The 17,831-nt window shown below is 70.7% G+C and carries 18 protein-coding genes and 1 tRNA gene; 7 read left to right on the top strand and 12 right to left on the bottom strand.

Annotated features, from left to right (window positions below; all coding sequences use genetic code 11):
• Positions 1–197 precede the first annotated feature (197 nt).
• Both ACFXBC_RS22465 and ACFXBC_RS22460 read left to right on the top strand, forming a co-directional pair.
• Entirely contained in the window at positions 198–2,867 is a 2,670-nt protein-coding gene (locus tag ACFXBC_RS22465; protein WP_385027130.1) for a TIM-barrel domain-containing protein, read from the top strand.
• A 126-nt stretch (positions 2,868–2,993) separates the two neighbouring features.
• Positions 2,994–3,893 (top strand): sulfite exporter TauE/SafE family protein, encoded by a 900-nt coding sequence (locus ACFXBC_RS22460; protein ID WP_385027127.1) that lies wholly within the window; start codon positions 2,994–2,996, stop codon positions 3,891–3,893.
• Here ACFXBC_RS22460 and ACFXBC_RS22455 read toward each other — a convergent pair.
• The 5 genes from ACFXBC_RS22455 to ACFXBC_RS22435 all read right to left on the bottom strand — a co-directional run bounded on the left by ACFXBC_RS22455 (position 3,875) and on the right by ACFXBC_RS22435 (position 7,602).
• A complete protein-coding gene (locus tag ACFXBC_RS22455) occupies positions 3,875–4,534 on the bottom strand; it encodes a GNAT family N-acetyltransferase (protein WP_385027124.1) in 660 nt (219 codons plus the stop codon). The genes ACFXBC_RS22460 and ACFXBC_RS22455 overlap by 19 nt on opposite strands.
• A 37-nt stretch (positions 4,535–4,571) precedes the next feature.
• Positions 4,572–5,225: a GNAT family N-acetyltransferase gene (locus ACFXBC_RS22450; protein ID WP_385027121.1), complete on the bottom strand. Its 654-nt coding sequence runs from the start codon at positions 5,223–5,225 to the stop codon at positions 4,572–4,574.
• A 75-nt stretch (positions 5,226–5,300) separates the two neighbouring features.
• A complete protein-coding gene (locus ACFXBC_RS22445; RefSeq protein ID WP_385027118.1) occupies positions 5,301–5,858 on the bottom strand; it encodes a hypothetical protein in 558 nt (185 codons plus the stop codon).
• 105 nt (positions 5,859–5,963) lie between these two features.
• Positions 5,964–6,899 (bottom strand): glycosyltransferase family 39 protein, encoded by a 936-nt coding sequence (locus ACFXBC_RS22440; RefSeq protein ID WP_385027115.1) that lies wholly within the window; start codon positions 6,897–6,899, stop codon positions 5,964–5,966.
• A 184-nt stretch (positions 6,900–7,083) separates the two neighbouring features.
• Positions 7,084–7,602 carry a GNAT family N-acetyltransferase gene (locus ACFXBC_RS22435; protein ID WP_385027112.1) on the bottom strand — a complete coding sequence of 173 codons (519 nt, stop codon included), beginning with the start codon at positions 7,600–7,602 and terminating at the stop codon, positions 7,084–7,086.
• A 177-nt stretch (positions 7,603–7,779) separates the two neighbouring features.
• Between ACFXBC_RS22435 and ACFXBC_RS22430 the strand changes: the two genes are divergently transcribed.
• A complete protein-coding gene (locus ACFXBC_RS22430; protein WP_385027190.1) occupies positions 7,780–8,964 on the top strand; it encodes a winged helix DNA-binding domain-containing protein in 1,185 nt (394 codons plus the stop codon).
• A 40-nt stretch (positions 8,965–9,004) separates the two neighbouring features.
• Here ACFXBC_RS22430 and ACFXBC_RS22425 read toward each other — a convergent pair whose 3' ends face one another.
• Positions 9,005–9,595 carry a TetR/AcrR family transcriptional regulator gene (locus ACFXBC_RS22425; protein WP_385027109.1) on the bottom strand — a complete coding sequence of 197 codons (591 nt, stop codon included), beginning with the start codon at positions 9,593–9,595 and terminating at the stop codon, positions 9,005–9,007.
• A gap of 83 nt (positions 9,596–9,678) precedes the next feature.
• Here ACFXBC_RS22425 and ACFXBC_RS22420 point away from each other — a divergent pair, with 83 nt between their 5' ends.
• The gene (locus tag ACFXBC_RS22420; RefSeq protein ID WP_385027106.1) at positions 9,679–10,599 is read left to right on the top strand and encodes an NADP-dependent oxidoreductase; all 921 of its coding nucleotides are present in this window, start codon (positions 9,679–9,681) and stop codon (positions 10,597–10,599) included.
• A 51-nt stretch (positions 10,600–10,650) separates the two neighbouring features.
• Positions 10,651–10,965: a hypothetical protein gene (locus ACFXBC_RS22415; protein WP_385027103.1), complete on the top strand. Its 315-nt coding sequence runs from the start codon at positions 10,651–10,653 to the stop codon at positions 10,963–10,965.
• Positions 10,966–11,040: 75 nt separating this feature from the next.
• Here the strand turns inward: ACFXBC_RS22415 and ACFXBC_RS22410 are convergent, their stop codons facing one another.
• From ACFXBC_RS22410 to ACFXBC_RS22390, 5 genes are all read right to left on the bottom strand, one after another.
• Positions 11,041–12,003, bottom strand: coding sequence for a DUF2510 domain-containing protein (locus ACFXBC_RS22410; RefSeq protein WP_385027100.1), 963 nt, complete (start codon positions 12,001–12,003; stop codon positions 11,041–11,043).
• A 113-nt stretch (positions 12,004–12,116) separates the two neighbouring features.
• Complete coding sequence (locus ACFXBC_RS22405; RefSeq protein WP_385027097.1) at positions 12,117–12,647, bottom strand: PadR family transcriptional regulator; 531 nt, start codon at positions 12,645–12,647, stop codon at positions 12,117–12,119.
• Positions 12,648–12,721: 74 nt separating this feature from the next.
• Entirely contained in the window at positions 12,722–14,743 is a 2,022-nt protein-coding gene (locus tag ACFXBC_RS22400) for an FAD-dependent oxidoreductase (protein ID WP_385027094.1), read from the bottom strand.
• 242 nt (positions 14,744–14,985) lie between these two features.
• A complete protein-coding gene (gene cobF / locus ACFXBC_RS22395; RefSeq protein ID WP_385027091.1) occupies positions 14,986–15,762 on the bottom strand; it encodes a precorrin-6A synthase (deacetylating) in 777 nt (258 codons plus the stop codon).
• Positions 15,763–15,959: 197 nt separating this feature from the next.
• Positions 15,960–16,460, bottom strand: coding sequence for a DUF309 domain-containing protein (locus tag ACFXBC_RS22390; RefSeq protein WP_385027088.1), 501 nt, complete (start codon positions 16,458–16,460; stop codon positions 15,960–15,962).
• 113 nt (positions 16,461–16,573) lie between these two features.
• On the opposite strand from ACFXBC_RS22390, the gene ACFXBC_RS22385 reads away from it, so the two are divergent.
• Positions 16,574–16,647: transfer RNA gene (locus ACFXBC_RS22385), tRNA-Pro, on the top strand.
• A 96-nt stretch (positions 16,648–16,743) separates the two neighbouring features.
• Here the strand turns inward: ACFXBC_RS22385 and ACFXBC_RS22380 are convergent.
• Positions 16,744–17,223, bottom strand: coding sequence for a tyrosine-type recombinase/integrase (locus ACFXBC_RS22380; RefSeq protein WP_385027086.1), 480 nt, complete (start codon positions 17,221–17,223; stop codon positions 16,744–16,746).
• On the opposite strand from ACFXBC_RS22380, the gene ACFXBC_RS22375 reads away from it, so the two are divergent.
• The gene (locus tag ACFXBC_RS22375; RefSeq protein ID WP_385027083.1) at positions 17,218–17,748 is read left to right on the top strand and encodes a hypothetical protein; all 531 of its coding nucleotides are present in this window, start codon (positions 17,218–17,220) and stop codon (positions 17,746–17,748) included. The two genes, ACFXBC_RS22380 and ACFXBC_RS22375, sit on opposite strands and share 6 nt — an antisense overlap.
• Positions 17,749–17,831: the final 83 nt, after the last annotated feature.

Here is a 17,831-nt window from a genome sequence, read left to right as displayed (position 1 = left end):
GGCGCTTCTGGCGCCGGACGCCGGTGACGAGGGCGGCAGCCGCAGTGGAGCCGCTCCGGACGAGGGGTGCGGATCGCGCCGAAACGTTGACATGTACTGACCGCAAGGTGAATTGTGATGCTCGAATTTCCAGTGTTCCAAGCATGTCTGCGCAGGCATTGCACATTTTGCTGTTCGGTACGAACGGAGAACACTCCTTGCGAATCCTCAGAAGCCGCCCCCGGCAGGGCGCGGCCGCCGCGGTGTCGGCGCTGGTACTCGCCCTCACCACCCTGACCTTCCCGGCATCACAGGCACACGCGGCCGCGATCCCGTCGGGCCGCCTCGACAGCGGGACGAAGACGGTCACCTGGCAGAGCCCCGTCTACGCCAAGGGCACCGTCGACGGCCCCGACAAGTGCGGTACGGCGGCCGACGATCCGGACCAGGCCAAGTGCGCCCGGTTCGATCTGACCGTGAATCCGCCGGCGGGCGAATGGGACGACAACCCCGAGGGCGGCGTCCCGGTCTCCATCCAGTGGCAGACCCCCACCGACGACTTCGACATGTACATCTACGACAAGGACAACAAGCAGGTCGCGTCGAGCGCCGGGACCGCCGACCCCGAGGCGACGGTCATCCCCAAGGCCTCGGGCACCTACCACGTCGTGGTCGTCCCGTACACCGTCCACAACAACTCCTTCACCGGCAAGGCGTACCTCCCCGAGTCCACCGACGCGGGCAACCTCACCGGCTTCAAGGGCTCGCACGGCACCTACGACATCGCGGCCGGCGGCCTCAAGGCCCGCGCCTCATTCTTCACCGACGAGACGATGCGCCTCCAGGCGTCCCCGGACGGCGACCTCTCGGGTCCCGCCGGCAGCCATATGATCCAGCAGCAGCCGAAGGTCCAGTCGCACACCTCCTCCTTCAACGCCGGCACCTACTACGGGATCCGGTCCAAGGGCACCGTGCTGCGCATCTACAAGAAGCCGCTGAAGTTCGCCCTCTACAAGGCGGACAACCGTACGGCGATCTGGGCCGAGGCCGACCCGCTGCGCTGGACGACCGGCGGAATGCGGCAGAGCCTCAAGCGCGGGTCCAAGGAGCAGTTCTTCGGCGGCGGTGAGCAGAACGGCAGCTTCTCCCACCGCGACCAGGTCATGAACGTCGGCAACAACACCGACTGGGACGAGGGCGGCTACAACAACTCCCAGCCGTTCTACATCTCCACCGCGGGATACGGCGTCTTCCGCAACACCATGACGGCCGGGGTGTACGACTTCGGCTCACCGGTCAGGACCGGCCAGCAGGAACGCCGCCTGGACGCCTACTACTTCACCGGCGACACCAAGTCGGTCATCGGCCAGTACACCTCGCTCGTCGGCAAGCCCTTCATGCCGCCGGTGTACGGCCTCGAACCGGGCGACGCCGACTGCTATCTGCACAACGCCAACCGGGGCGAACGCCACACCCTGGACTCGCTCAAGATCGCGGACGGCTACGACCAGAACCAGATGCCGCTCGGCTGGATGCTGGTCAACGACGGCTACGGCTGCGGCTACGAGAACCTGCCGCAGACCGGTGCGGGGCTGAACAAGACCCACACCCAGCTCGGCCTCTGGACCCAGGACGGTCTGCCGAACCAGGCCGACGAGGCCAAGGCCGGAGTGCGCGTCCGCAAGCTGGACGTCGCCTGGGTCGGCAACGGCTACGGTATGGCGCTCGACGCCTGCGACCAGGCCAAGGCCGGTATCGAGGACAACAGCGACGCCCGCGGCTTCGTCTGGCTGCCCGTCTCCTGGGCCGGTGCCCAGCGCTGCGGTGTGCTCTGGAGCGGCGACCAGAAGCTGTCCTGGGACTACCTGCGCTGGCAGATTCCCACCTACGCGGGTGCGACCCTGTCGGGCATCGCGTACAACACCGGTGACGTCGGCTCGATCTACAGCCACGACCCGAAGATGTACGCACGCGACCTCCAGTGGAAGGCGTTCCTCCCGGCCATCATGACGATGGACGGCTGGGCCACCGACATCACCACCAAGAAGCCGCACGACCAGCAGCCGTGGCTCGACGGCGAGCCGTACACCTCCATCAACCGGAAGTACCTGCAGCTGAAGGAGCGGCTGCTGCCGTACATGTACACGCTCTCCAAGGACGCCACGAAGACCGGTGTCGGGTCGGTGCGCCCGCTGTCGCTGGAGTACCCGGGCGACCCGGCGACGCTCGGTGCCAACGCCAAGTACGAGTTCATGTCCGGCTCGGACTTCCTGGTCGCGCCTGTCTACAGTGACACCGACGTCCGCAACGGCATCTATCTGCCGAAGGGCACCTGGACCGACTACTGGACGGGCAAGACTTACCACGGCCCGACCACGGTCAACGGCTACAAGGCACCGCTCGACACCCTGCCGCTCTTCGTCAAGGGCGGCTCGATCGTCCCGATGTGGCCCAAGGGCACGACCTCCTGGGAGACCCGGAACAAGAGCGAACTCGACTACGACATCTACCCGAAGGGCACCACGGACTACACGCTGTACGAGGACGACGGCGTGACCCGGAAGTACGCGAAGGGCTCGTCGGCCACCCAGCACGTCCAGGTGAAGGCCCCCACGCACGGCAAGGGCACCACCACCATCAAGGTCGGTGAGAGCAAGGGAAGTTACACGGGCAAGCCCGCCTCCCGTTCGTACACCTTCACGGTGCACGCCAAGAGTGCGCCCTCGCAGGTGGTCATGGCGGGCGGCAGGCTGCCCCGGCTGACCTCCGCCAAGGCGTTCGCCGCGGCGAAGTCCGGCTGGTACCGGGACCCGGCCACCGGAGTCACCGAGATCAGGACGCCGTCGCTCTCCACGGGCCACGGCTTCTCGGTGACCCTGCGGAAGTAGCGGCCGACGGGCAGCAGTGAGGCAGGTAGGGGGCCGTCCACCGGGCGGCCCCCTACCTGTGCCCGCAGCCACGGACGCACCCGGAGAGCATCCGTTCGAAGGCCGTGGCATAGCATCTCCAGTTCTATGGACACGCTGAGCATCATGGGGAACCCCGGAGCCATGGCCGCCCTCGCCGCGGCGGCGATGCTGGTCGGTTTCTCCAAGACCGCCGTCAGCGGTGCCAACACCGTCAGCCTCGCGGTCTTCGCGGCGGTCCTCCCGGCCCGGGAGTCGACCGGGGTGCTGCTGCCCGTACTGATCGCCGGGGACGTGCTCGCCGTCCTCACCTACCGCAGACACGCCCACTGGCCCACCCTGCTGCGGCTGTTCCCCGCCGTGGCCGTGGGGGTGGTGATCGGCACCGGGTTCCTGTTCTGGGCCGACGACGCGGTGGTCCGGACCTCGATCGGTGCGATCCTGCTGCTGATGGCGGGCGTCACCCTGTGGCGGCGGCGCTCCACGGAGACGGCACGGAGCGGGGCGGCCACCGCCGTCCGAGCGGAGGGAAGGACGGCCGGCGGAGCCGGACCGGTCGCCGACGGGGGAGGCGAGGAGGGCGCTGTCCGGGAAGCCGGAGCGGGCGCTGCCCGGGAGGCAGACGGGGGAGCGGCGGCGAGCAACGCGGGCCGCGGCCGGTTCATGGCCCGCTCGTACGGTGTGCTCGGCGGGTTCACCACCATGGTCGCCAACGCGGGAGGCCCGGTCATGTCGCTCTATCTGATCTCCGCGGGCTTCCGGAAACTGGGCTTCCTCGGCACCTCGGCCTGGTTCTTCCTGATCGTCAACACGACCAAGGTCCCCTTCAGTGTGGGGCTCGGCCTGATCGACGCCAAGTCGCTGCTGCTGGACGCCGTCCTGGTGGTCTTCGTCATCCCCGGCGCCTTCATCGGACGGGCCTGTGTGCACCGGATCAACCAGCGGCTCTTCGAGCGGCTGGTGATCGGCGCGACGGTCCTGGGCGGCGCTCAGCTGCTGCTGCGCTGATCCGCCCCGGCCGGCTGATCCGCCCCGTCCCGCAGGTCCATCACCATGACCGACCCCCACTCCTGCCGCTCGGCCTCGGTGAAACCGAGCGCCAGATAGAAGGCGCGCGCCCCCGGATTCCCGCCGCCCACGCCGAGGTGGAGGCCCCGCACCCCGCGCGCCCGCAGCGCGTCCAGCACGGCCGACATCAGCCGGCGGCCGAGCCCGGCGCCCTGGCCGCGCGGCAGAATGTCGATGTGCAGATGGGCCGGATGGCTCTCGTACAGCGGATCGCCCTCCCTGACCGCTGTGCGGTGGAGCTGCGCCACCCGCTGCCAGTCCCTGCTGCCGTCCCCCGGATCGTCGGCCATGGACTCCGGGTAACGGAGCCGCAGCGGGGCGTACCAGTGCTCGTCCCGCCACCTCTCGTACGCCGCGGAGTCCGCGGTCGCCACCACGTAACCGACCACCCCGGACGCGTCGGACGCCACGAAGGTCAGGCCCGGATCGGCGGCCGGGTAGGGGCCGGCGTACACATGGCCCAGCAGATCGGGGTCGTGGTAGTGCGTGGTGGCGTCGCCGCCGGAGTCCCCGGTCAGCAGGCACACCCGGTACATGCCCGGCAGGTCGAAAGGGTGGAACGGTCGTACGGCGGTGCTCATCGGGCGGTCACCGGCCGGCGCGAGGCGGGTTGGGATGTCATCCCGCCAGAGTAGGCGGACGGTCGGACACCCGGTCGCCGGTGCCCCGGCCGAGATAGGTCAGCGGGCCCGGGTCCAGCACGGGGATCACATGGAACCCCAGCCCGTCGTAGAACGCCCGCGCCGGGGTGTTCGCCGTGACCATGCCCAGATGAACCGCGGGCACGCCCTGCTCGGCCAGCGCGCCGATGAAGCGGGTCATCAGTGCGCGCCCGAACCCGGCACGCTGGTGGCCCGGGAGCAGATCGATGTGCAGATGGGCGGGGTACGCGGCCAGTTCGGGCACCAGCATGCGCTCGGGGCGGTGCAGCAGCGCGGCCATCTGGTCGGCCGGCGTCCGCAGCGGACCTGCCGGGTCCGGGTAGCGCCCGGCGAGCCGGGGCAGCCACTCGGTGCGGTACCGCTCGACGAACAGCGGGGTGTCCGCGGTGCCGAGTACATATCCGACGGCGCGCCCGCCGCCGTCGTCGACCACGAAGGTGAGACCGGGTTCGAGCTCCGCGTAGGGCCCGGCGAAGACACTCGGCAGCAGCTCGTGGTCGGCGTACAAGTGCCGTGCGTCGCCGCCCTCTTCGCCGGTCCGTATACAGATCTCGTAGAGCGCCGGCCGGTCGTCGGGACGGTAGGGGCGCACGAAGGGCTGAGGATTCACAGCAGCCACTATGAAGTGTGCGGGAGCGCTCCCACAAGCGGATTGGGGGCAGGCGGGCGGGGGACGCCCCGGGCGTCACTCGTAGTGGCGCAGCCCGGTCCACACCGCGCCCCAGGGCCGGCGGGGCCCGGTGCAGACGTAGACGTGTCCGCCCCATTCGATGTTGTGGACGCCGTACGGGTTCGACAGCGAAGCGGCCACCCGGACATGGGCGAAGTACCGCCGCAGATAGGCGGCGTAGTCGGGCGCGTACTGGGGTCCCGGCGCGACGGCCACCACGGTCGTGGCCCGCGGATTGCCGGGGCCCCACCACCACGCGGTGTTCTGGTTGCTCACGGCTCTGGGCAGCCCGGTGCCGCGGCCCAGTTCGTTGATGGCGCCGGCCTCGCTGTAGTCGGCCGTGAACACGACGGCGTCGGAGCGCTCTTGGGCCGGCAGTGAGTTCCACACGCCCCCGACCGTGCCGACCAGCTGCGGCCAGCCGATCGTCTCGCCCGACACGGCGCTGACCCGGTAGGCCCAGGCCGCGTTCGACGGGGGCAGCACCGGCAGCACGACGAGAGCCGACACCGCGGCCGTGACGGCGGTCGCGGCCAGCAGGCGGTGCCGCTGGGCGGGCTGTGCGTGCAGCACCCCGTCGAGGCCGACCGCACCGGCGGCCAGCAGACAGACGTACAGCCCGCCCAGGTAGTAGGTCTGGGTGCCGGTGTTGACCGCGAAGACGACGAACAGCAGGCCTTAGACCGTCGCCAGGGACCGCCACAGCGGATTGCCGGACCGCCACAGGAACTTCAGCCCCGCCGCCCAGACCACGACCATCGCCAGGCAGGACATGCCGAGTTGGCCCACGATCCAGGTCACGATGTTCCCGGCGCCGCCGTGTTCGGCGTTGAGAGCCCGGGTCATCGCGAACATCGCCCAGTCGTGGTGCGCCTGCCACCACAGGTCGGGCAGCACACAGAGCACGGCGATCACGGCGCCCGCCGCGAGCCAGCGGTTGGCGAGCGAGCGGCGCGCCCGGCCGGCCAGTACGGCGATCAGCAGCGCGACCGCGAAGATGCCCGCGAGATGGTTGAACTCCGCCCCGACGCCGACGAGTACGCCCACCACCGGCCACCAGCGGGTGTCCCCGGTGCGGCCGATCCTGGCCACCACGAGGGCGGTCGCGGCCCACGCCAGGATCTCGTACGGGGTCGTGTTGGCGATGTGCCCACTGCTCAGCAGGACGGGCATGGTGGCGGTACCGACGGCCGCGAGCAGCTGCGCGCGCCGTGCCCCGCCGAACTCGCGGGCGGTGAGCCCGCCGACGACCACCGTGCAGGCCGCCGCCAGCGCGGCCCAGAGCCTCAGTCCGGCGACCGAGACACCGAACAGCGAGAGGGAGAACCGGGCCAGCAGGGGGGCCAGGACCGGCTGGTCGACATAGCCGGTCTGGAGATGCCGGGCGCTGTCCAGGAAGTACAGCTCGTCCCGCTGGAAGCCGTACCGCTTCGAAAGGGCCATGAGCACACAGAGCACGAGCCCCGCGACGACGTACACCCGCCGGTCGAACCGGGCCGGAGCGACCGCAGGCTCCGCCCGGGGAGCGTCGTCCGCCCCGGAACGCACGCTCTTGCGGATGCTCTCCTCCCTGGCCGGTACTTCCGGCACTTCCCCGACCGCCCGATCCCCCATAGCCCGATCCCCCCTGACGCTCAGTCCCGCGCCCTGCCCCGTGCCGGGCCTCGTGGCCGAGTCGATGTGGGTTCCGGCGCGCCGACGGCCGCCGGACTCCGGGACCCGGACAGGTGCCCCGCCCGAACCATACGGACCCGGGAGCCTGGACGGACAGCTTCCGGACGCCCGCCCCGCGCCCGGTTCAGCCGGCCGTCAGCGCGTAGGCCCAGAGGCCGTCCAGATCGGCGAGCCGGGTGAACCCGGCCCGGCGCAGGACTTGCTGCGACGGCAGGTTGCCCGGCTCGGTGGTGGCCAGCACGGTCTGTACGTGGGGGAGTTGGAGCGTCCAGCGGGAGAGTGCGATCACCGCGTCGGTGGCCCAGCCCGCGCCCCGCGCCGACTCCGTCAGGTCGTAGCCGATCTCCACCGTCCCCTCGGACGGCGGCCCGTGGAACCCGATCCCGCCCAGCGCGGCTCCATCGGTGGCCCGCTGGATGACGAACAGGCCCCACCCGGACACATACGCCCCGGCCTCGGCCGCCATCGCGACCATCTTCCCGGCGATCTGGGTCCCGCTCCCCGGTGCCGCGTCCAGCCAGTGGAGTCCCGCCGTACCGCCATCGGCGAGCACGGCGGCCGCCGCGGGCGACTGCTCACGCAGGACGAGCCGGTCCGTCTCCAGAACGAGCAGGCCGTTCTCTCGGTAATAGCGCAGGGTCATGGCGTCGGGCCACCTCGATACGGTGAGTGGAGACCGGCGCCTCCGTGAACACGGCCCGGACAGTATCTCCCGGTGTGCGGACGTAGTCGGCCCTCTTCGTCCGTACGCTGTCCACCCCGTGGGCAAGAAGCCCGCAACGCGGCACATGGCACAGAGGAGTGACGGGCAGTGCGACGAATCGACGTGGCGGAACGACGGGCACGGCTCGGTGTACGGCACCGGTTGGCGCCCGTCGCCCGCGCGGAAGGTCCGGTCGAGGTGGCGCGGGACCTGGTCGCCCTGCACAGCACCGACCCGTCCTCCGTGTACGTCGCCATCTGGGCGCGGACGAACGGCGGTTCGGTCCAGGACGTGGAACGCGCGCTGTACGAGGACCGCACCCTCATCCGGCTCCTCGGAATGCGCCGCACCGTCTTCGTCACCTCCCTCGACGTGGCTCCGGTGATGCAGGCAGCCTGCTCGCAGGCGGTTGCCGCGCGAGAACGCCGCAAACTCCTCGGGTTCCTCGCCGCGTCCGAGGTCGCGGACGACGAGGCGGGCGTACGGAAGTGGCTGGCCGAGACCGAGGACATCGCCGTACGCGCGCTCGCCGCCCGGGGCGAGGCCACGGCCGCAGATCTCGCCGGGGACGACCCTCGCCTCAGTACGACGGTCGTGCTCTCGGCCGGCAAGAGCTACGAAGGCACACAGAAGGTCGCGAGCAGGCTGCTGCTTCTGCTCGCGGCCGAGGGGCGCGTGGTACGCGGCCGGCCGCGCGGCTCCTGGACCTCGCACCAGTACCGCTGGGCGCCGCTGACCGACTGGTTTCCCGGCGGCCTCGCCGAGTGGGATGTCCACCGCGCGGAGGAGGAACTGGCCCGGCGCTGGTTGCGGGCCTTCGGTCCGGCCACGGCGGACGACCTGCGGTGGTGGGCGGGTTGGACGAAGACCCAGGTCAAGCGGGTGCTCAGGGAACTGAATCCCGTCGAGGCCGATCTCGGCAGCGGCGCGACGGGCCTGCTCCTGCCCGATGACCTGGAGGAGACCGCGCCGCCCGAACCGTGGGCGGCGCTGCTGCCCGCACTCGACTCCACCCCGATGGGCTGGCATGAACGCACCTGGTTCCTGGGCGATCACGGCTCACGCCTTTTCGACCGGGCCGGGAACATCGGGCCCTCGCTGTGGTGGAACGGCCGTATCGTCGGCGGCTGGGCACAGGACCGGAGCGGCGAGATCGTGTGCCGTTTCCTGGAGGACGTCGGCTCGGACGCCGAGGCGGTGGTGCGTGCCGAGGCGGAGCGCCTCGCCGTCCCCCTGGGCGAGGTCAGGCTGAGCGCCCGCACCCGGGGGCGTACGTGGCTGGAGGACGAACTGGCGGGCTAGTTCCGGCAGGTCAGGCGGGGAGATCCCCGTATGGATCCGGTTACGGGTTCTGTGCGGAAGGACCCAGGCGCGCGGCTTCGGCGCGTACCGCGGCGAGCGCCTGCCGTGCCAGCGCGCCGAAGCCCTCGCCGGTGTCGGTGCCGATCCACCGGTCGTAGGCGATCTCCCAGACGAGCGCGCCCAGTTGAGCGGTCACGCGCGCGGTCAGGCCCGGGACTCCGCGGCGGTCGAGGGCCTCGACCATCGAGGCGGTGAGGTCGATCCTTTTCAGGGCTTCGCGTTCGCGCAACTCCGTATGGGCGTTCAGCACGGCCTGGCGCCGGCCGCTGAACTCGCGGCGGTCGGCGGTGAAGAACGTCCGGCCGAGTGCGTCGAGTGCCTCCGCCACCGCGTCGAGCGGCCCGGCCGCCGGCGGCGCCGATGCGATCCCTTCGACGAGCAGACCGGCCACCGTGCCCCCGCCGAAGAGCACCTCGCGCTTGTCCGGGAAGTACCGGAAGAACGTGCTCTTGGTGAGCCCCGCACGCTCGGCGATCTCGATGACGGTCGTGTCCTCGTAGCCGCGCTCCTCGAAGAGGTCGAGAGCGGCGGCGGCGAGTCGTCCTGGTGCGTCGGGTTGCCAGCGAGCCATGGGAGCAGTGTACGGGACTTGGTCCCATCACTGGTGTACGGTCGATGAGACCAAGTCCCATCACTGGCCAGGAGAGGTCACCGATGAGTAAAGCTGTCCGTTACCGGCGTTTTGGCGGTCCCGAAGTGCTCGAACTGCAGGAGATACCCGAGCCGCACGCCGCACCGGACGAGGTCCGCGTCCGGGTCACCGCCGCCGGGCTGAATCCGATGGACTGGCAGATCACCACACAGCCCGACATGGCGGCGCGGTTCGGCATCACCCTGCCGGCCGGGTTCGGCAGCGACTTCGCCGGAGTGGTGGACGAGGTGGGCGCCGAGGCCACGGGATTCGCTGCAGGCGACCGGGTGTTCGGGGCTGCGATTGGCCGGTCCGTCGCCGATTTCGTGCTGGTCAAGACACCCGCCGCAGATCTGTGGCCCACCCCGGAGGGCGTCGCCGACGAGGTGGCGGGCGCGCTTCCGGTGTCCGCCCTGACGGCCTCCGCCGCGCTCGACGCGATCGGACTCCGCGCCGGGGACACCGTCCTGATCGGCGGGGCGGCGGGTGGCGTGGGCATCTTCGCGGTGCAGCTGGCGAAGCTCGCGGGTGCCCGGGTGCTCGGCACCGCCTCCGAGCGCACCTTCGGATTCCTGCGCGGGCTCGGCGCCGAACCCGTGACGTACGGCCCCGGCCTGGCGGACCGGGTGCGGGCCCTGGCGCCCGAGGGGATCACCGCCGCGACCGACCTGTTCGGAAGGGAGGCGGCCGAGACCGCGCTCAAGCTAGGCGTGGCACCCGAGAGGATCTCCGTCGTGGCCGATGGCCCCGCCCCGCCGCCCGGTGTGCGCACGGCGGGCGCCCTCGACGCGGGCCCGGGCACCATGGAGCGGATCGCCGACGCGATTCATGCCGGCGAGATCACGGTGCCAATCGCGGCGACCTTCCCGGTCGAGCGGATCCGCGAAGCCGTGACGACGCAGGCCGAGAGGCACGTGCACGGCAAAATCGTGATAGCCCTGTGAACCGGCACGGGGTGGGGTCGTAGACCGCGCCCTCCGTTACGATTCCCGCTCATGAGCACTCCTGACCAGAGCGAAGCGGTGGACACGGATCCGACCGAGCCAGGGAGGCCGGGCATGACGCCCCGTCAAGCCCGGCGGATACGGATAGCGGTGGCGTCCGTCATGATGGCCGCGGTCGCGCTGGTGCTCGCGGAGCGGCTCACCAGCAGGTCGTCCCTGCTGGTGGTGGCCGACTACGGGATGGCGCTGATCCTCTGCGGTGTGGTCATCGAACTCAGCCGCAGCGGCCGTACCAGGATTGCCAGCTGGCTGCTGTGCGTGGGTCTGGTGGCCGCCGTCGCCGCGGACTGGCTCGTACTGCCCTGACCCCGCGCCCCGCCGCGTGCGGCGCGCCCTGACCCCGTACCCCGCACGCGGCGGCGCACCGCACCGTGTCCGGGGTCAGGCGCCCTGGCCCGAGCCGGTTCCCGAACCCGAAGTGGACGCTTCCTTGATGCCCTTGGTGATCTCGTCCATCACCGAGAGCGCGGGAGCCTTGGCGTTGACGTCGAAGCCGGAGCGGACGACGATCAGCTCGCCGTCGGCCTGCGGGGACGGGAAGGCGAGCGACTGGACATATCCGTCGTCACCCTTCTTCGTCACTACCTTCCAGCGCACCAGATAGCCCTGCTGCCCGGCCACGGTCACCGCCTCGGACTTCAGCAGCTGGTGCGAGGTGATCCCCGAAGAGGTCTCCCCGTACGACTCCTTGGCGTTGCCCGCGATGTCCTTCTTCGCCACGGTCTTCGGGTCGGTCGCCGATATCTTCAGGGCGATCGCGGGTTCGGAGAACACCCCGCCGCGTACGCACTGGGCGGGCTTGCCGTCCGTGTCCTTACCGTCCGGGCAGGTGTACTTGCCGATGGTCACGCCCGCGCCGACGGTCCCCGACTGGCCGGTCCAGCCCTTGGGTACGGGGATGCTGATCCCGCTGGCCGCGTCGGTGGCGTAACCGTCCTCGGTCGGCGGTGCCTGCTGCCCGGGGTCCTGGTCTCCGCCGCCCTGGCCACCACCGTCCTGGTTTCCGCCGTTCCCTTCGCTGCCGCCGCCGTTCTGGCCGCTTCCGCCGCTGCCGCCCGGCATGCCGGGGCGGCTGGGTGCGCCGGACGGTGCGGTGGCCGCGTCCGGTGTGTGCCCGGAGTCCGATCCGTTCGTCAGCAGATAGATGCCGCCTCCGACGGCCGCCAGGACCACCACGGCCGCCGTGACCGCGGCGCCGATCCGCAACCGGCGCCGCCGGGTGTCGGCAGGCGGCACACGCAGCTGGTCGGTCCACTGGGCGCCGTCCCACCAGCGTTCCTGGACAGGGCCTATTCCTGTATACCCGGGGTCTCGGTGCCAGCCGGGCGGGCTCATCTGGGTCACAGCCGCCACCGTAGCCGGGCTCCGTGAAAATCACATGAATCGGGACCAGGGGGCCCCGATGCGTGCCATGCGAGGGCTGCACGGGCTGCGCGGAATGCCGGGCCGGCCGGATCTCAACGGCCGGGGATCTCCGCCAGCGCCTCGGTGAGCCATGCGATCCAGTACTTCTCCAGATCGATGCCGCCCCGGAGCACCAGATGCTGGAGGCGGTCGTCGGCGGACAGGCCGGGGCGCGCGAAGTCACGCTCCTCGATGGCCAGATATTCCGCCAACTGCTGTTCGTGCAGGCGCAGATGACGGCTCAGTTCCGCTCCGAGGCCCGCTGTTCCGACCACGGCGGCCGCCCGCAGCCGCAGCAGCAGGGGATTGCGTGACGGCCTGGGATCCTCCTGGGCCGCGACCCAGGCCGTCAGCTCCGCACGCCCCTCGGGCAGCACCTCGTACTCACGCTTGCGCCCACGAGAGGGCTGCTGGGGGAGTGGCCGGATCAGACCGGACTTCTCCAGCTTGCCCAGCTCGCGGTAGATCTGCTGATGCGTCGCCGACCAGAAGTAACCGATCGACCTGTCGAAACGCCGGGTCAGTTCAAGACCCGACGACGGCTTTTCGAGCAGGGCGGTGAGGATCGCGTGCGGGAGGGACATGCGGGCATCCTAAGGAGGTCCCGGCGGGGCGGGTGCTGCCGCGGGCCGGCCGGGTGGTGTCGCGATGCGGTGGCTCAGACCCGCGCGGCGAGCTCGGTCCCCTGCCGCACGGCCCGCTTGGCGTCCAGCTCGGCTGCCACGTCGGCGCCTCCGATCACCCGCACCGGGTGCCCGGCGGCGCGCAGCGCCTCGTACAGCTCCCGGCGCGGTTCCTGACCGGTGCACAGGACGACGGTGTCGACCGGGATCACCTGACGGGCTCCGTCGACCGTGATGTGCAGGCCCTCGTCGTCGATCCGCTCGTACGTCGCGCCCGCGACCGTGGTGACGCCACGGTGCTTGAGCTCCGTACGGTGGATCCACCCCGTCGTCTTCCCGAGCCCCGCGCCGACCTTGCCGGTCCTGCGCTGGAGCAGATGCACGGTCCGCGGTGCGGTGGGCCGGACCGGGGCGCACAGGCCGCCGGGTGTGCGGTGCTCCGTGTCGACGCCCCACTGCCGGAAGAAGACCGCCGGATCCTGGCTCGCCGAATCGCCGCTGTCGGTGAGGAACTCCGCCACGTCGAAGCCGATGCCGCCGGCTCCGATGACCGCGACGCGCTGCCCCACCTGCGCGCCGTCCCGCAGGACGTCCAGATAGCTGACCACGCTGGGGTGGTCGAGGCCGGGGATGTCGGGGGTGCGCGGGACGACTCCGGTGGCGAGCACGATCTCGTCGAAACCCTCCGCCGTGAGCATCTCCGCCGTGACCAGGGTCTTCAGCCGGACGTCGACACCGTGCATGCCGAGCTGGACACGGAAGTAGCGCAGGGTCTCGTCGAACTCCTCCTTGCCCGGTACCCGCCGCGCCACGTTCAGCTGTCCGCCGATCTCGTCCGCGGCGTCGAAGAGCACCACCGTATGGCCGCGCTCGGCGGCCGACACGGCGAAGGCGAGGCCGGCGGGGCCCGCGCCGACCACACCGATGCGCTTGCGGTGACGGGTCGGTGACAGGACCAGTTCGGTCTCCCGGCAGGCCCGGGGATTGACCAGGCAGGAGGTGACCAGACCGCTGAAGGTGTGGTCGAGACAGGCCTGGTTGCAGCCGATGCAGGTGTTGATGGTCTCGGAGCGGCCCTGCCCGGCCTTCGCGACGAACTCCGGATCGGCCAGGAAGGGACGGGCGAGCGACACCATGTCCGCACCGCCGCCGGCCAGCAACTCCTCCGCCAGCTCAGGGGTGTTGATCCGGTTGCTGGTGATCACGGGAATCGTGACCGCGTCCATGACCTTCTTCGTCACCCAGGTGTACGCACCGCGCGGCACCGAGGTCACGATGGTCGGGATCCGGGCCTCGTGCCAGCCGATACCGGTGTTGATGAGGGTCGCGCCGGCCGCCTCGATCTGCCGGGCGAGCGCGACCACTTCCTCCTGCGAGGAGCCGCCGGGGACCAGGTCGAGCATGGAGAGCCGGTAGATCAGGATGAAGTCGGGCCCGACCCGTTCGCGCACCCGGCGCACGATCTCCAGGGGGAAGCGGACACGGTTCTCGTACGATCCGCCCCAGCGGTCCTCGCGGTGGTTGGTGCGCGCCGTGATGAACTCGTTGATCAGATAGCCCTCGGAGCCCATGATCTCGACACCGTCGTACCCCGCGTCACGAGCAAGTCCGGCCGCCCGTACGAAGTCCTCGACAGTCCGCTCGACCTCGTCGTCCGTGAGGGCGTGCGGTGTGAAGGGGCTGATCGGTGCCTGGACCGCGCTCGGCGCCACCCCGCCGGGGTGGTGGGCGTACCGGCCGGAGTGCAGGATCTGCATCGCGATCCGGCCGCCCGCCCGGTGGACGGCGGCGGTCACGACCGCATGCTGTGCGGCCTCCGCCGCATTGGTCAGCTTGGCGGAGCCGTCCCGTGTCCGCCCCTGCTCGTTGGGGGCGATGCCGCCCGTCACGATGAGCCCGGCCCCGGCTTGTGCGCGCGCCGCGTAGAACGCGGCCAGCCGCTCGAAGCCGTCGGGCGCCTCTTCCAGCCCGAGGTGCATCGATCCCATCAGGACGCGGTTGGGCAGCGTCGTGAAGCCGAGGTCGAGGGGGCTCAGCAGGTGGGGGTACGGGCTCATCCGGCGCCTCCGGTGCGCAGTGGTGGTCAGCTCTTTCTAGACCAGCCGCACTTATTTGTGCAACAAGTTGCATAATGGGCTGCGTCACTCTCGGCGCCGGGTGGGCGGGCCGGTGGCGGTGGCCGGGTGAGCCTGTACGCCGTCCCGGTCCGGGGGCCGTTCGGTCTCCTGGTCCGGTCCGTACCCCGGGGCCATCCGCAGGTCCGCGTCCCGGCCGTACGTCGTTCCGTATCCCGGCCCGTTCAGTCCTGTCGACGGTCCCTGCGCAGCAGATAGGTGTCCATGATCCAGCCCTTCCGGGCCCGCGCATCGGACCGCAGTTCCTCGATCCGCCCGGCGACCTCCGACAGCCGACCGGAGACCAGGATCTCGTCCTCAGTGCCCAGATAGGCGCCCCAGTGGATCAGCGGATCCTCCGCGACGTAATGACGGAATGCCTGCTCCGCGTCGAGCATGACGACGACGTCGTCCACCCCGGGGGGCCAGCCTTCGGCGAGCCGGCGTCCGGTGGTGATCTGCACCGGACGCCCGACCCGGTTCAGCCCCGTGCGATGCCGGGCAGCCAGCGCCGACACGCTGCTGATGCCCGGGGTCACCTCGTACTCGAAGGCCACGGCCCCGCGTTCCAGGACCTCTTCGAGCACGGCGAGCGTGGAGTCGTACAGCGCCGGATCGCCCCACACCAGGAAGGCGCCGCACTCGTCCTCGCCCAGGTCCTCCCTGAGCATGCGCTCGTAGATACGGGCGCGGGCCCGCCGCCAGTCGTCGACGGCCGCCGCGTACCCGGAGCCGCCGGCCGTACGGTCCCGGTCGGGATCCCGCGCCTCGACGAGCCGGTATCCGCGGCCGGGCTCGATGTGCTGCTGCAGGATGGTGTGGCGCAGCCGGATCAGATCGGACTTCTCCGCGCCCTTGTCGAGAAGGAAGAAGACATCCGTCTTGTTGAGGGCCTTCACCGCTTGAATCGTCAGATGGTCGGGGTCACCCGCGCCGATGCCGATCACATAGATCTTTCTCACCCACCGAGTCTGACGCATGACCACGGGGCCCGGGCCTCCGCCGGGTTGTCCACCGGCCCCGGGTCGCTCCGGGTTCACGCGGCCGGGCCGTCACCGGGCCACGGTCGGCCGCCGACCGAATGCGGCCCTGGAGGCGGAAGACGGATGGCCGCGTCCCGGCGTGGCCGGAGACCTGTCCAAGCACAGGTCGGACCTGTTCAAGCAGCGGTCGTCAGGCGCGGGGCCGAGGCTTTCGCGTCGACCGGTCCCACGAGCCCGCCCGCGAGTTGCTCGGCCCAGGCCGTCAGCCCGCGGGTGTCGATCCCGTACGGCCTGGGCTCCGGGTACGCGGCGAGTCCGCCCGCACCCCTGAGCAGCAGACGCGCGCCGCCCGTGGTGTTGCCGCGTGCGGCGTGCGTCAGCCCCACGGCCAGCTGTGCCAGCCCCCGCCACAGGGCGCGCTCCGACTCGGGCCCCGCCTTCCAGGCATCCTCGAACACCTCGTGCGCGTGGAAGGGCATCCCGGCGTCGAGCAGCCGCTGGGCCTCCCGCAGAGTCTCCGCAGGGGTGCGTGCCACTCCCTCCGGCTGCCGCTCCACCCCTTCGGCCCCGTACGGAAGCGGCCGCCCGAGCCCGTCCCGGGGCCGGGCATTGCGTGCCCGGCCCTCCGCGTCGCGATCCCTGGGGGTGTCGCGTGAGCCGTCGCTCTTCTCGTCCATCCGGTGATTGTGCCCCTGTTGCCGCCCCTCATGGCGGAGTCGGTCCGGTGGCCGGAGTGGGGTATGGTTCTCATGCAGGTCAGGCCGGGGGAAACCCCAGGTCAGCCAGGCATCGGGACGTGGCGCAGCTTGGTAGCGCACTTGACTGGGGGTCAAGGGGTCGCAGGTTCAAATCCTGTCGTCCCGACGGTGAAGTACAAGGTCAGAGGGGTCCTTCGGGGCCCCTCTTGATCGTTTCCAGGGCCGCCGTCTCACAATTTCTCACAAACGCTGTTGATCAAGGTCAGCCGAGCAGTTCGGCCAGCTTCTCCGAACCCGCCTTGAGCGGCTGCGGGTCGGAGTGCACGTAGGTTCGCTTCGTGACCCCGAGGTCCGAGTGACCGGCCCACGCGGAGACCACCGTGTCCGGCACCCCGTTGTTCGCCATCCACGACAGGCAGGCGTGCCGCGCGTCGTACAACCGCACCTTCCGTACACCCGTGGTGGCCATCAGCTTGTGCGCCTCACGCCGGAGCTTGTCCGTCTTCCACGGCCGACCGAGGTCGTCCACGAGGACGTACCCGCTGTCCTCGTACGCCTCCCCGGTGGCCAGCTTCTCCGCTGCCTGCGCGGCGCGGAACGCCTTCAGCGCCCGCAGGACCGGCTTCGGCAGGGGCAGCGTGCGCTTCCCGGCCTCGAGGACGGCCGCTGCACGGCGCGTACGCGGTCCGGCGGCCGGTGTCGCGGCATGGCGGTCACCGGGGCGACCGTGTGCCCGATGCACGGTGGCGCAGCACCACAGGTGCGGACCGCCGCGCAGCGCAGGGAGGCCACGGCCGAGTTCCTGCGCACCTACGGGGACGTGGACGGCTCGCAGGAAGATCCGGCGGTCGTCGTCTCCCGGCTCATCCGGCAGGCGTCCGGCCACGTGGCGTGGCTGCTGGAGCGGGTGCAGGAGACCGAGGCCGAAGCCCTGGTGTGGGGCATGACCTCCGAAGTGGAGCGCCAGGGAGGGGAGTTCCCCGGCGTGGACACCACGTACAGCGCGGCCGTGAACGGCTGGGTGCGGTTATACGGAGAGGAACGGGACCGGCTGCTGAAGATGTGCGACCTCGCGGCCCGCATGGGCGTGGAAGAGCGTTTGGTGACGCTGGCCGAGGTCCAGACGAAGATCATGTACGAGGCGATGAACCGGGCGCTGGACGCCCTGGAGCTGACGGTCGCGCAGCGCGCCCGCGTCCCAAAGGTGATGCTCGGTCTCCTGCGCGGCATGGCCGCCGAGGGGCGGCCGGAGTTGCCCACCGCCTGAACGCCAGGAAGCGGGGGGGAGGGTGTTTTGGGAGGAGTGTGCGGTGGTTAAGGTGCGGCGCGAGTCGTGGGACTATAACGGGT

Origin of the sequence: Streptomyces sp. NPDC059398 (assembly GCF_042751845.1) — a bacterium.
In the GTDB taxonomy this organism is placed as follows: Bacteria; Actinomycetota; Actinomycetes; order Streptomycetales; family Streptomycetaceae; genus Streptomyces.
This window is presented reverse-complemented; position numbering and strand designations above follow the sequence as displayed.